This is a genomic window from Arthrobacter sp. 05L45_2, from assembly GCF_056397525.1.
Window position 1 is genome coordinate 1 of the sequence record NZ_JBFTNO010000013.1, and the last position, 12435, is coordinate 12435.

The 12435-nt window shown below is 66.6% G+C and carries 10 protein-coding genes; 3 read left to right on the forward strand and 7 right to left on the reverse strand.

Annotated features, from left to right (window positions below; genetic code table 11):
• The 3 genes from AC1DHD_RS02215 to AC1DHD_RS02225 form a co-directional block, all read right to left on the reverse strand.
• Nucleotides 1–327, reverse strand: a 327-nt coding sequence (locus AC1DHD_RS02215; RefSeq protein ID WP_476878116.1) for an MFS transporter, incomplete at its 3' end; no start/stop codon positions are given.
• A 157-nt stretch (nucleotides 328–484) separates the two neighbouring features.
• Nucleotides 485–2899 (reverse strand): Tex family protein, encoded by a 2415-nt coding sequence (locus tag AC1DHD_RS02220; RefSeq protein WP_476878117.1) that lies wholly within the window; start codon nucleotides 2897–2899, stop codon nucleotides 485–487.
• 14 nt (nucleotides 2900–2913) lie between these two features.
• Nucleotides 2914–3561, reverse strand: a complete 648-nt coding sequence (locus AC1DHD_RS02225; RefSeq protein WP_476878118.1) for an SOUL family heme-binding protein — start codon at nucleotides 3559–3561, stop codon at nucleotides 2914–2916.
• Nucleotides 3562–3690: 129 nt separating this feature from the next.
• Here AC1DHD_RS02225 and AC1DHD_RS02230 point away from each other — a divergent pair, with 129 nt between their 5' ends.
• Nucleotides 3691–7299: a TM0106 family RecB-like putative nuclease gene (locus AC1DHD_RS02230; protein ID WP_476878119.1), complete on the forward strand. Its 3609-nt coding sequence runs from the start codon at nucleotides 3691–3693 to the stop codon at nucleotides 7297–7299.
• 579 nt (nucleotides 7300–7878) lie between these two features.
• Here AC1DHD_RS02230 and AC1DHD_RS02235 read toward each other — a convergent pair.
• The 3 genes from AC1DHD_RS02235 to AC1DHD_RS02245 form a co-directional block, all read right to left on the reverse strand.
• Nucleotides 7879–8949, reverse strand: coding sequence for an alkene reductase (locus AC1DHD_RS02235; protein ID WP_476878120.1), 1071 nt, complete (start codon nucleotides 8947–8949; stop codon nucleotides 7879–7881).
• Between the two features lie 90 nt (nucleotides 8950–9039).
• Entirely contained in the window at nucleotides 9040–9975 is a 936-nt protein-coding gene (locus tag AC1DHD_RS02240; protein WP_476878121.1) for a PKD domain-containing protein, read from the reverse strand.
• Nucleotides 9972–10634 (reverse strand): DUF6318 family protein, encoded by a 663-nt coding sequence (locus tag AC1DHD_RS02245; RefSeq protein WP_476878122.1) that lies wholly within the window; start codon nucleotides 10632–10634, stop codon nucleotides 9972–9974. The genes AC1DHD_RS02240 and AC1DHD_RS02245 overlap by 4 nt, the downstream gene beginning before the upstream one ends.
• Before the next feature lie 253 nt (nucleotides 10635–10887).
• Here AC1DHD_RS02245 and AC1DHD_RS02250 point away from each other — a divergent pair, with 253 nt between their 5' ends.
• Together AC1DHD_RS02250 and AC1DHD_RS02255 are read left to right on the forward strand one after the other, a co-directional pair.
• On the forward strand, nucleotides 10888–11322 hold the full coding sequence (locus AC1DHD_RS02250; protein WP_476878123.1) for a pyridoxamine 5'-phosphate oxidase family protein: 435 nt from the start codon (nucleotides 10888–10890) through the stop codon (nucleotides 11320–11322).
• A 38-nt stretch (nucleotides 11323–11360) separates the two neighbouring features.
• Entirely contained in the window at nucleotides 11361–11783 is a 423-nt protein-coding gene (locus AC1DHD_RS02255; RefSeq protein WP_476878124.1) for a very short patch repair endonuclease, read from the forward strand.
• A 69-nt stretch (nucleotides 11784–11852) separates the two neighbouring features.
• Here AC1DHD_RS02255 and AC1DHD_RS02260 read toward each other — a convergent pair whose 3' ends face one another.
• Nucleotides 11853–12401 carry a TetR/AcrR family transcriptional regulator gene (locus AC1DHD_RS02260; RefSeq protein WP_476878134.1) on the reverse strand — a complete coding sequence of 183 codons (549 nt, stop codon included), beginning with the start codon at nucleotides 12399–12401 and terminating at the stop codon, nucleotides 11853–11855.
• Between the last annotated feature and the right edge of the window lie 34 nt (nucleotides 12402–12435).

Consider the following 12435-nt stretch of genomic DNA (forward strand, 5'->3'; position numbering starts at 1 on the left):
CAGTTGCTGGGTGAAGATTCCGAGCGAGCCGATCAGGAAGCCGCTGGCCCAGAACATGGCTGAGGTGAACATGGCCTTGCGCGGGCCTTTCTTGTCCACCCAGGTGCCCATGATCGCCGCGGAGAGGCCGAGCATCACGATAGCGATGGAGAAGATCACGCCGATTTCGGTCAGGCTGGCGCCGAAGTGCTTGACCAGCGCCGTCTTGTACACGCTGGTTGCGTAGGCCTGGCCGATGCAGAGGTGGACCGCGAGCGCCGCGGGCGGCACGAGCCACCGGTTGAATCCCGGCGGAGCGATAGTTCGTTCACGGTCCAGCCAGCCCATATGTGCTCCCCTTGCTCGTCGCGGACGTCGTCGTCCCTCTGCCTAGAGGCTAAAGCCACAGAAGTGGCTCAGTTGCCTCCGGCAATCATGAGGCAGATCATCAGCAAACGTAGCACTTCTGCGCCGAGCGGTAGCCAATCCGCGACGAACGGCGGTTCTACCTCCCGAGACCGGCCTTCCGCAGGGCTTCAGCCATCGCGGTGTCCGCCGGGCCGGCCTTGGGCGCGGCGTTGGGCTTCATGCCGGGTGTGGATCTGTGGGCGCCCTTGGGGGCTGGCTTTTGTGCGCCCTGCGGGGCCGGCTTTTGTGCGACCCGGGGTGCGGCCTGCTGCCGGGACGGGGCGCCGGACGGTTCGTCGTCGAGCCTCAGCGTCAGCGAAATGCGCTTCCGCTCCGGATCGGCTTCGAGCACCTTGACCCGGACCACCTGCCCGGACTTGACCACCTCGCGGGGGTCCGCGACGAAGCGGTTGGCGAGCGCAGAGACGTGGACCAGCCCGTCCTGGTGCACCCCGACGTCCACGAACGCCCCGAAGGCCGCCACGTTGGTGACCGTTCCCTCGAGCACCATGCCCGGTTTGAGGTCGGAAATCTTCTCGACCCCCTCCAGGAACGTGGCCGCCGCGAACGCAGGCCGCGGGTCCCGGCCGGGTTTCTCCAGCTCGGCAATGATGTCCCGGACGGTGGGCAGCCCGAACGAGCCGTCCACAAAGTCCTGCGGGTCCAGCGCGGACAGGTTCCCGCCCGCCGCGGACCCGGACGCGGCTGCGGCCCCGGCCGCGGCACGGATCTTCCGGGCCAGCGGGTACGCCTCSGGATGCACGCTGGAGGCGTCCAGCGGTTCGGCTCCCCCGGTGATCCGCAGGAAGCCGGCGCACTGTTCGAAGGCCTCCGCGCCCAGCCGGGGCACCTTCTTCAGTTCGCTGCGTCTGGCGAAGGGACCGTGTTCGTTCCGGTACGCCACAATGTTTTCGCTCAGCAGCGGCCCGACGCCGGCCACCCGGCTCAGCAGCGCCGGTGAGGCGGTGTTGAGGTCCACGCCCACAGCGTTTACGCAGTCCTCGATGACGGCGTCGAGGCTGCGGTCCAGCTTGGCCGCGGTGACGTCGTGCTGGTACTGCCCGACGCCGATGGACTTCGGCTCGATCTTCACCAGTTCGGCCAGCGGATCCTGCAGCCGCCGGGCGATCGAGACAGCCCCGCGCAGGGACACGTCCATCCCGGGCAGTTCCGCGGCGGCGAGCGCCGAGGCCGAGTACACGGAGGCGCCGGCCTCGGAGACCACGAGTTTCTGCGGCGCCGTGCCGGGCCCCGAACCCAGCTGCCTGATGAGCTCGGCCGCGAGTTTGTCCGTTTCCCGGGAGGCAGTGCCGTTGCCGATCGCCACCAGCTCCACGCCGTGTTTCCGGGCCAGGGCCAGTAGCGTGCGGAGCGCCTCGTCCCACTTCCGGGCGGGGGCGTGCGGGTACACGGTGTCCGTCGCGACCACCTTGCCGGTTCCATCCACCACCGCCACTTTCACGCCGGTCCGGAGGCCCGGGTCGAGGCCCAGGGTGGCGCGGTTGCCGGCCGGGGCGGCGAGCAGCACGTCCCGCAAGTTGGCGGCGAACACCCGCACGGCCTCGTCCTCGGCGGCGGCGAACATCCGGCTGCGCAGGTCGCCGCTGAGGCGGCTGAGCACGCGGGAGCGCCAGGCCTGCTGCGCTGTCTGCACGAGCCAGGCGTCGGCGGGCCGGCCACGGTCGGCGACCCCGAGGAACCTGGCCACGGCGCTTTCATACCGTCCGCGGGCGGCGGTGAGAGCGGCGTCGTCGTCCGGGTCCGCCTCGCTGAGATCCAGTTCCAGGATTCCGTCCTTTTCGCCGCGCAGCAGCGCCAGCACCCGGTGCGACGGCATCCCGGCGGGCGCCTGGGAGAACGCGAAATAGTCCTTGAACTTCTGTCCCTCTGCCTCTTTGCCTTTCTTGACGCGCGAGACCATACGGCCCTGCGTCCAGAGCCGGTCGCGAAGGGTGGCGGCCAGGTCGGGGTCCTGGGCAACGCGCTCAATGAGGATGGAGCGGGCTCCGGCGAGCGCCGCGGCGGCATCGCCGATGGAGTGTTCGGCGTTCAGGTAACGGGCCGCTTCGCGTTCGGGATCCAGATCCGGACGCTTCAGCAGCGCGTCCGCGAGCGGCTCCAGGCCGGCTTCCCGGGCGATCTGGGCCTTGGTGCGCCGCTTGGACTTGAACGGCAGGTAGATGTCCTCGAGCCGCGACTTGGTGTCGGCACCGGCGACGGCGGCCTGCAGGTCCGGGGTCRGGGCGCCCTGGGCGGCGATCGCTTCCAGGATGGTCCGACGGCGGTCTTCGAGCTCGCGCAGGTAACGCAGCCGTTCCTCCAGGGTGCGCAGCTGGGTGTCGTCCAGGGTGCCGGTGGCTTCCTTGCGGTACCGGGCAATGAACGGCACCGTCGATCCGGCGTCGAGCAACTCCACGGCCGCTGTCACCTGCCACGGCTTGACGCCGAGTTCGGCGGCGATCTGGGTCTCAATCGGGGCGGTCTTGGCAGGGCGCTGCGGGGTTTGGCTCACCCGTCTATTTTGCCTTACCCGGCCGGGGCGCCCTCCGTTCCCGCCGGCGCCACGGTCTCCTGCACGTCCTGGACTACCTCGTTATGGCGCAGGAACCAGGGCTTGAACGGCGGGTCGAAGCGGGCAAACCGCGGCGGCCCCACGGCCGTCAGCCCCGCAAGCGTCAGCGCCGCCTGTAGCCCGTCGTTGCGCTGCGCGAACGCGGACCGGGTGCCGCGCCCGGTGAAGCGAAGGGCAGCGGACAGGGCTCCGGGCACGGCGCGGATCCGGACGCCCGGGCTGGTGGGCACCGGAGCAGTCTCGGCAGTCAGGCCCGCGGGAAGGACAAACGCAACCACGAAGTCCGCCGGCGCATCATCGCCCGCCAGCGGGCCGCTTTGGAGCACCGGGGCGGTCATCGCCAGCTTTCGGGCGGCACCGGGTCCGGGAGTTACTCCCGGCCCGCCGGCACTTTCCGCCTGGACCACCGGGGCGGTCATGGCGAGCTTCTGCGAGGCGGTGTTGCTGCCGCTGATGTAATTGAACAAGTGCCGGAAGGCCGCGTTCCCGGCACGGTCGAAGCTCGCGGTCACCCGGATCTCCGCCACAACATAGGCGGGATACCGGCGCAGTTCGAAGTGCGGGTAGCGGTGGACCAGGTCATAGGGCTGCTGTTCGGTCATGGTCTTCCCGACCCTACGCCGGTCCTCCGACAGCGGCCAGAGTGATTTTGCCCGGCCGCCGGTTTCCTGTCGGAGGGCTTTGATAGCTTGGCAGCAGGGATACTCGACCAGCGGCCAAACGGGGGCACAGTGTTTTTTCTTGAACCGGAAACAGCCGGCGCGGCATCGGACCTGGTCTACTCCGCGAGCGACCTTGTGGTGGCTGTGGACTGTGAATACCAGCTGCTGCGCAAACTGGACGAGAAACTGGGCCGCACCGCCACGGCCGATTTCGGCACTGACGAGATGCTTGAGCACGCTGCCCGGCTGGGCGATGTCCACGAGCGCAAAGTCCTGGACGGGTTCGTGGACGAATTCGGGACGTGGGACCCGGCCCGGGGGCACGGCGTGTACGACGTCGTTCCCGCCGGGGCGATGGACCGCGCCAGCCTGGCGGCCAAGCACCGGGAGTCGATCGAGGCACTGCGTGCGGGAGCCGACGTCGTGTTCCAGGCCGCCTTCTTTGACGGGCAGTTCCATGGCCGCTCCGATTTCCTGGTCCGGCAGCCCGACGGCGGTTACGCCGTGTTCGACACCAAACTGGCCCGCCACGCCAAGGTGACCGCCTTGCTCCAGCTCGCCGCCTACGGCGATCAGCTGCTCAGGGCCGGAATCCCTGTGGACCCGGCGGTGACCCTGGTCCTCGGCGCCACCGTGCAGCTGCCCGGCGGCGGATACGACTACGTCCGGAGCCACCACAAACTCGCCGAAATCCTGCCCGTGTTCCGGGAACGCCGTGACCGGTTCGTTGCCCTGACGTCCGCGCACATCGCGCAGTCCGCCCCCGTCCGGTGGGGCGTAGACGCGATCACGGCCTGCGGCCGCTGCGATTACTGCCAGGAGCAGGTCAAGGCCACCGACGATCTGCTCCTCGTGGCCCGGATGAACGCGCAGCAGCGCAAGCACCTCCACGACACAGGCGTCTACACCGTCACGGAGCTGGCCCGGGCGAGGCTGACGAATCCCACACCCACGCTCCAGCGGCTGCAGGAACAGGCCCGGATGCAGAGCGGAGTCGGTGCAGCCGACGGGGAGGTCCGGTACACCAAAGACGGTGCGGAACACACGCTGCGCTACGGCGTCCTGGCCAAGAACACCCTCGCGGAACTGCCGCCGCCCAGCCCCGGGGACATCTTTTTCGATTTCGAGGGTGATCCGCTGTGGCAGGAAAGCGCCACGGGGGTGTGGGGCCTCGAGTACCTGTTCGGCGTGATCGAGGCGCCGGCCGCACCCGGTGTGCCGGGGGTTTTCCGGCCGTTCTGGGCTCACGACCGGGCTGCGGAGAAGCAGGCGTTCCTGGACTTCCTGGACTACGTGGAGAAGCGGCGGCGGGACCACCCGGATATGCATGTCTACCACTACGCCCCGTACGAAAAGACAGCGCTCCGGAAACTGTCCGTGCAGCACGTGGCGGGCGAGGACATTGTGGATGAATGGCTCCGCGCGGGACTGCTGGTGGACCTGTACCAGACGGTCCGGAACAGCATCCGCATCTCCGAGAATTCCTACAGCATCAAGAAACTCGAGCCGCTCTACATGGGCAGCAATCTCCGGTCCGGGGACGTGAAGGACGCGGGCGCGTCGGTGGTGGCCTACGCCCGCTATTGCGAAGCCCGCGACGCCGGCCGGGCCGGGGACGCGGCGGTGATCCTTGACGGCATCTCCGACTACAACGAATACGACTGCCTCTCAACCCTGGAGCTGCGGAACTGGCTGCTGCAGCGTGCCCGGGAACGCGGGATCGAGCCGGCCGGCCCGGGTCCGGTGCCCGCCCCGCGCGGCAGCTCGGAGGACGACGGCGGTTCCCCGGACAGCGGGCCGACCCTCGGCCCGTCGGAGGTGGCGTTGCTGGCCTACTCGGAGCCCGGACGCGGCCTGCCGGAGGAGGACCGTAAGGCCGTCGCCATGCTGGCGGCGGCGGTGAGCTATCACCGGAGGGAGCGGAAATCGTTCTGGTGGGCGCACTTCGACCGGTGCGAGCAGGGTCCGGACACCCACGACCGGGACCGGAACGTGTTCCTGGTCGAGTCGGCGGAGATCCTCGACGACTGGCATCAGGTGGGACGGAAGCTCCCGGAGCGGCGGGTGAAACTGACCGGCACCGTGAGTCCAGGCTCGGACTTGCGCGAAGGCAGCAAATGGTTCCGTATGTACGGCCGGCCGCTTCCCGCCGGCCTGGAGGGCACCGGCAAAGAAGGGACCGGCCGGAACGGCTGGTTCGGCACAGAAGTCCTGGCGCTGGGGCATGAGGACGGCAAGGACACCGTCATCATCCGGGACCGGCTGCACAAGAACGTGCCGCCCCACGATGAGCTGCCCATCGCCCTGACCGAGGACCAGCCCCTCGCCACCCAAAGCCTGGAACAGGCGCTGGAATCACTCGCGGACTCGGTGGCCGCCGGGCTGGCCGCCGGTTCGATCCCCCGTCATCCGGGCCTCGATCTGATCCGCCGGTTGCCGCCAACGCTTAGCGGAGGCGCGCCGCTGCCGCAGCCCGGCGACGGACCGGATCGATTCATCGATGCCATCACCGACGCGGTCCTTGGACTGGACCACTCCTACGTCGCCGTCCAGGGTCCCCCGGGTACTGGAAAGACCCACGTGGGCTCCCACGTCATTGCCCGGCTGGTCGCCCGGGGCTGGAAGGTTGGTGTGGTCGGCCAGTCCCACGCGGTGGTCGAAAACCTGCTGAGGACCGCCGTCACAAAAGCCGATGTCAGCCCGGCCCTGGTGGCCAAGGACGTGAAGCACGACGGTCCGCTCCCCTGGCAATCGCGGACGGCCAAGGACGTGGCGGCGCTGCTGGCTTCCCCCGGCGGKGCCCTGRTCGGCGGCACGGCSTGGACCATGACCGGGKCCACGGTCCCGGCMGGSTCRCTSGATYTGCTGGTGATTGACGAGGCCGGCCAGTTCTCGCTGGCCAACACCCTCGCSGTCGCCCAGGCAAGCAGCCGACTGCTGCTGCTCGGCGACCCGCAGCAGCTCCCGCAGGTCAGCCAGGGTAGGCATCCCGAGCCGGTCGACGAGTCGGCCCTGGGCTGGATCTCCGCCGGGCACGCCACCCTTCCGCCCGAACTCGGATATTTTCTCGCCGATTCCTGGCGGATGAACTCGGAGCTTTGCCGGGCCGTCTCGGCGTTGTCCTACGACGGGCGGCTGACTTCCGCCGCCGCCGCGGACCTGCGGCGCCTGGACGGCGTGCCCGCCGGGATAGAAACGGTAATTCTGCCCCATACCGGCAACACCACGTCCTCGCCGGAGGAAGCCGCCGCGGTGGTGGAGCAGGTGCGGCGTCATCTGGGGCTGACGTGGCACACGGCCGAGGGCACTCGCCCCCTCGAGCCCGCGGACATCCTGGTGRTGGCGGCCTGCAACGCCCAGGTGAATCTGGTCCGCGACGCCCTGGACCAAGCGGGCCTGTCCGGAGTCCGGGTGGGCACGGTGGACAAGTTCCAGGGACAGGAGGCCGCGGTGGTGATCGTCTCCCTGGCATGCTCCGCCGTGGCCGAGGCTCCCCGGGGCATGGAGTTCCTGCTCTCCCGCAACCGCATCAACGTGGCGGTGTCCCGCGGGCAATGGCGGGCGGTCATAGTCCGGGCGCCGGAGCTGACCAACTTCCTGCCGGCCCACCCGGACGGCCTGGAGCAACTGGGAGCCTTCATCGGCCTCTGCGAGCGATCGGTTCCCCCGACTCGTTAGGGACATGCCCGTTTCCCGCATCAGCCAATGGACTGTCCGTCCCCCGCACCTACGAATGGACATGCCCGTTCCGGGCCAACGTGGCAGACGGACATGTCCATCCCTAAACGCGACCAGTGGACAGAATATGAATCTGTCCACCGTTCGAGGCCCCCAATGGGCATGTCGGTATCTAATCAACGTCACCGCCGGACAGGCCCAACCCCTGCACCAACTCGATGGACATGCCCAGTTTCCGCACCCACGAATGGACATGCTCGTTCCGGGCCAACCTGCCGGACGGACATGTCCATCCTTGAACGCGAACAGTGGACAGAATATGAATCTGTCCACTGTTCGCGGAACCCAATGGGCATGTCCGTCTCTAACCAAGGTCACCGCCGGACAGGCCCAATCCCTGCACGACCCCCATGGACATGCCCGTTCTCCGCACCTACCAATGGACATGCCCGTTCCTGGCCAACCTGGCGGACGGACATGTCCATCCTTAAACGCGAACAGTGGACAGAATATGAATCTGTCCACTGCTCGAGGCGCCCAATGGGCATGTCCATCCCGGACTAGGCCGGGACGGCGAGCCTAGTTCTGGTAGGCCGGGTAGTCCGTGTAGCCCTCGGCACCGTCGGAGTAGAACGTCGCCGGGTTGGGTTCATTGACCGGAAGTCCTTCACGCCAGCGGCGCACGAGGTCCGGGTTCGCGATGGCCGGGCGACCCACGACGACGGCGTCAGCGTGGCCGTCGGAAATCAACGACGTTGCCTCTTCGCGAGTTGTCACAACGCCGAAGCCGGTGTTCAGCAGGAACGTTCCGTTGAAGCGGGAGCGCAGGTCCTGAACGAGTTCGCTCGTCGGTTCCTTGTGGAGGACACTGAGGTACGCCAACTTCAGTGGGGCCAGGGCGTCAACGAGGATGCCGTAGGTGGCGCGTACATCGGCGGCGTCTTCTTCCACAGCACCTTGGACATTGTGCTCCGGCGAGATACGGATGCCCACACGGTCTGCGCCCACGGCGTCAACGACGGCCTGGGTTACCTCAATGACGAAGCGGGCGCGGTTTTCGGGCGAACCGCCGTACACATCCTCGCGCTGGTTCGCGGCCGGCGTCAGGAATTCGTGAAGCAGGTAGCCGTTCGCGGAGTGAAGTTCGACGCCGTCGAACCCTGCGTCGATTGCATTGCGTGAAGCCTGAACGAACTCCTCCCGGATGCCAGCCAGCTCTTCCGTCGCCAGCGCACGCGGAACCGGGAAGGACTGCTTGCCCTCGTAGGTGCGGGTCTGGCCTTCGATGGCGATGGCACTCGGGGCGACCACTTCGTAGCCACCCGTGGTGTCCTCGTGGGTGACGCGGCCGGCGTGCATCACCTGGGCGAAGATCCTGCCGCCTTCGGCGTGGACCGCAGCAGTTACGTCGGCCCAACCCTTGAGCTGTTCTTCAGTAACCAGACCAGGCTGGCCCGGGAAGCCACGGCCGGCCGGGCTGGGATAGGTCCCTTCGCTGACGATGAGGCCGAGTGAGGCGCGCTGCCTGTAGTGCTCGACGACGAGCGGGCCGGGGATGCCCTCTTTGCCCGACCTGACTCGGGTGAGCGGAGCCATCACGAGTCGGTTGGGTACTTCCAGCTGGCCGATGGTCATGGGGGAAAACAGCATGCGCAATTCCTTTCGGAGTGGATTGGGTCCACTGAAGGGAACTCCGCGGCGTCTGCAACTATTCCAGCTGAGACTCGGATCACCGCATCTTCATCGGGACGACGGCGGTGCGCCGGGACACCCTTGGCCTTGCCGATTTCGAAGGCAGTCGTCGGCGTAGTTACGCGTGATCGACCGCCACACGCTGACCTGCTGCGGCGGCGCGTTGAACTGCCCCTGGCCAGGGATCGGCAGCGGCGGTCCTCCGTTGACCGAGTACGTGCCCTGGAAAAATGTCGTCAGGACCACCGCGAAGTCACCGGTCCGGGCGTAGACGTGACTGGTGGACGTCTTTTCACCCCACCGCTCCTGCGGCAGCGGACCACCGGCCGAACTCTGGGGACCGAACGAAGTACCGTCGCCGTAACTCCACGTGTATTGGACAGGTTTGGCGTCCACGTGGACGTCCTGCGCCAGTATTTTGATGTCGAACTGTTGTTCGGCTGCCTCGCCGAAGAAATTCGTCTCTGCACCTCGAAGCGTATGCGGGCTGGGCTGAGCTGTTACACGGCCTGCGGCGATCGGAAGTTTTTGGAACTCGGTTTGAATCATCGCGGCGATGCGGGGCAACAGTTCTTCGGGGCGGGCATCGAAGAGACACGTTGGGCCCGAGTGATAGCTCCAGACCGGGTTCGGCACCCCAGCGGGCGCTTTCAGCCAAATGACAGGAATCCCGTCCTTACCGCCCGGGCCCTTCTTGCACTCGACCACAGTCTTCAGGCAGTCGGCATCAAAATCGCCGCCCCCGAGATGGCATTGGAGCTCGTATTTGTATTGGAACGGATCCGACGAGGGAGTTCCAGGTTCAGTGGGAACGAACTTTCCGGTAGCCGGATCCATCCTCCAGCCGCCGACGTTGACACCTTGGTTCCCAAAGCCCGCATCGACTCCCTCATCGGCGACTGCAGAAATCGAAGTGACGCTGGTCAGGGCCAAGGCAAGGACCAGTGATGCCAAGATCGCGAACCGGAACCTGAAGATGTTCATCGGATCGGGTGCAGACCTGTAACCTGCCACGCTCCATTGCGAAACGCTGACAGCATGATATTCCCGGTATCTGAAGGCGGCGTCGGGGCGCGGAATTGAGATCGGTCGGGGGCGAAATAAGAAATCTTCGATTGCTGGACCTGCACTACTACCYGATAATTTCCATCAGTCCCAGCATCAAATTTCGTACTAATGGCCGCTGCAGCAATTTTGCCTCCGACTAGCCAGCGATCTCCCTGGTAGTTATGCTTGACGGCCCCTACGAGATTGGAACAGAGTTCGCAGGTCTGTGCCGTAGTCGCCGACAGCTCATTCGTTTTGCCTGTCTCGTAGGCATAGTTCAGTTGTTCGAACCAATACCGTGCGAAGGCCTCCAGCCCTTCCTTCGTCTTCGCCTTCGCGGCCGCCGGCATGACGGGGACTGGGACGTTCTGCGCACGGCCCTTGGCGTCGGCGGGCCTGTAGCTGGCGGTCGGCGTCGGTGTGGCGCTGGGCGTCTCACTGGGACCGGCGGAAGCGGTTTCTGCGGCCGAACCGCTCGCTGAAGCGGAACTGGGTGGCGGCTGCGCCGTGCAGGCCGTTCCCAAGAGGGTGGTCGCGGTGAGCAGTGCAACAGCGGCGGCAAGCTTGCGGCCGGTGGTTGGAATGCGAGTTGTCATGTTCAGCTATTCCCCCGATAGAAATCAAGACGCCTGAATCCAAACAATGCCTAAGGGTAACTGAGATCACATTCCCGCGGTAAGGGTTATCCACAGCCCACTCGCGGGGCTCCCGCCGTTGCGTCGGAACGCCGCTACGAGCCCCGCGGGAACCCGGCCCCGACCACCGCCCCACCACCACCACCAACCCCGGACCACTAACCCGGGACCACCGACTCTGGAAATTCTCTACAGCGGCCAGAACAATGGGCCCATGATGTTCGAACACACAGACGGCAGCCCCATCCTGACCCTGACTGATGACCAGATCTGGAAACTCATCGAGGGAACACAACACGGCCGGCTGGTGGTGACAGTGGGCGGCGAGCCGGATATCTTCCCGGTGAATTACGCGACGACCAACCGCAAGCTCTACCTCCGCACCGCACCGGGCAACAAGCTGGCCGAGCTAACTATCAACTCCAAGGTCCTCTTCGAGACGGACGGCATCATGTCCGAAGAGGCATGGTCCGTGGTTCTTCGGGGCACGGCGCTGGTCCTGGAGAACTCAGCCGACATCGCTGCGGCCGAAGCCCTCGGACTCAAACCGTGGGTGCCAACGCTGAAAGACTTTTACGTCGAAATCGAACCGACGACGGCGAGTGGCCGGCATTTCCAGTTCGGCGAGCACCCCGAACGCGAGATCTAGGCGGCAACGTTCATATGCCTGCCGCCTAGACTTGAACCATGGCGGACAAGCTGACCCCTGAGCGGCGCAGCTGGAACATGTCCCGGATTCGCGGCAAGAATACCAAGCCCGAACTCCTGGTCCGCCGGATGTTGCACGCCAAGGGCTACCGCTACCGGCTGCACGGCACCGCGAGCGGTGGCAGGCTCCCCGGAAACCCGGACCTCGTCTTCGCCAGCCGCCGGAAGGTTATTTTCGTCAACGGCTGCTTCTGGCATTTCCACGACTGCCGGGTGGGCCAGCACGCACCAAAATCCAACGCCGAGTTCTGGGATACCAAACGCACCCGCACCAGGAACCGCGACGCCGAACAGCGCCGCCTGCTCGAAGGCGCCGGATGGCAGGTTCTGACCGTGTGGGAGTGCGAGCTGAAGGACCTCTCGGCCCTCGAGCACCAGCTCGACGGCTTCCTCAGCCGCTGACACCGGCGGACGCCGGACGCCGGACGCCAGCCCCAGCCCCGCGGCCTCCGCCGCTAACACCACCACCCGCTAACGCCGATGATGGGCAATCAGCCACTCGGCCATATGCCGGGCACGCCCGGCCGCGGCCCGGTCTCCGCCCGCGGCAGCAACGATCGCGCCCTTCATCAGGATGTACCAGGACCGGGCGAAGCCATCCGGGTCGTTGAGCTCAGCCTCTTCGGCGAGCTCCTGCACGTGGCCCCTGATCTTGTCGAGGTAGTCGATGCTGGCCCGGCCCAGGGGGTGGGTGGGGCCCATCTCCAGCAGGATGTTGACGAACGAGCACGCCTCGAAGTCCTCCCGTGCGAACCAGTCGGCGAAGACGTCGAAGATGGCCAGCAGCCGGCCCTCCGGGGTGAGGCCCCGCCGTCGGGCCTCCGAAATGATGGTGGCGACCGTCCATTGCCGGTCGCGGCGCTCCAGGAAGGCGAGCACCAACTCGTCCTTGGATGCGAAGTGGCGGTAGAAGCTGGCTTTCGCCACACCGGAGCGGCTAATCAACTCGTTGATGCCGACGTCCCGCACGCCACGACGCGAAAATAATTCGTAGGCAACATCCAGAATGCGTTCACGGATCCCGGTAGTCTCGGCAGCACCGGCGGCGGTGCCG

What these genes read in the sequence shown, in the direction of transcription:
- AC1DHD_RS02225 (WP_476878118.1), bottom strand. Translation starts at nt 3,561, where the DNA reads ATGACCGAACAGCAGCCCTATGACCTGGTCCACCGCTACCCGCACTTC.
- AC1DHD_RS02235 (WP_476878120.1), bottom strand. Translation starts at nt 8,949, where the DNA reads ATGCTGTTTTCCCCCATGACCATCGGCCAGCTGGAAGTACCCAACCGA.
- AC1DHD_RS02240 (WP_476878121.1), bottom strand. Translation starts at nt 9,975, where the DNA reads ATGAACATCTTCAGGTTCCGGTTCGCGATCTTGGCATCACTGGTCCTT.
- AC1DHD_RS02250 (WP_476878123.1), top strand. Translation starts at nt 10,888, where the DNA reads ATGATGTTCGAACACACAGACGGCAGCCCCATCCTGACCCTGACTGAT.
- AC1DHD_RS02255 (WP_476878124.1), top strand. Translation starts at nt 11,361, where the DNA reads ATGGCGGACAAGCTGACCCCTGAGCGGCGCAGCTGGAACATGTCCCGG.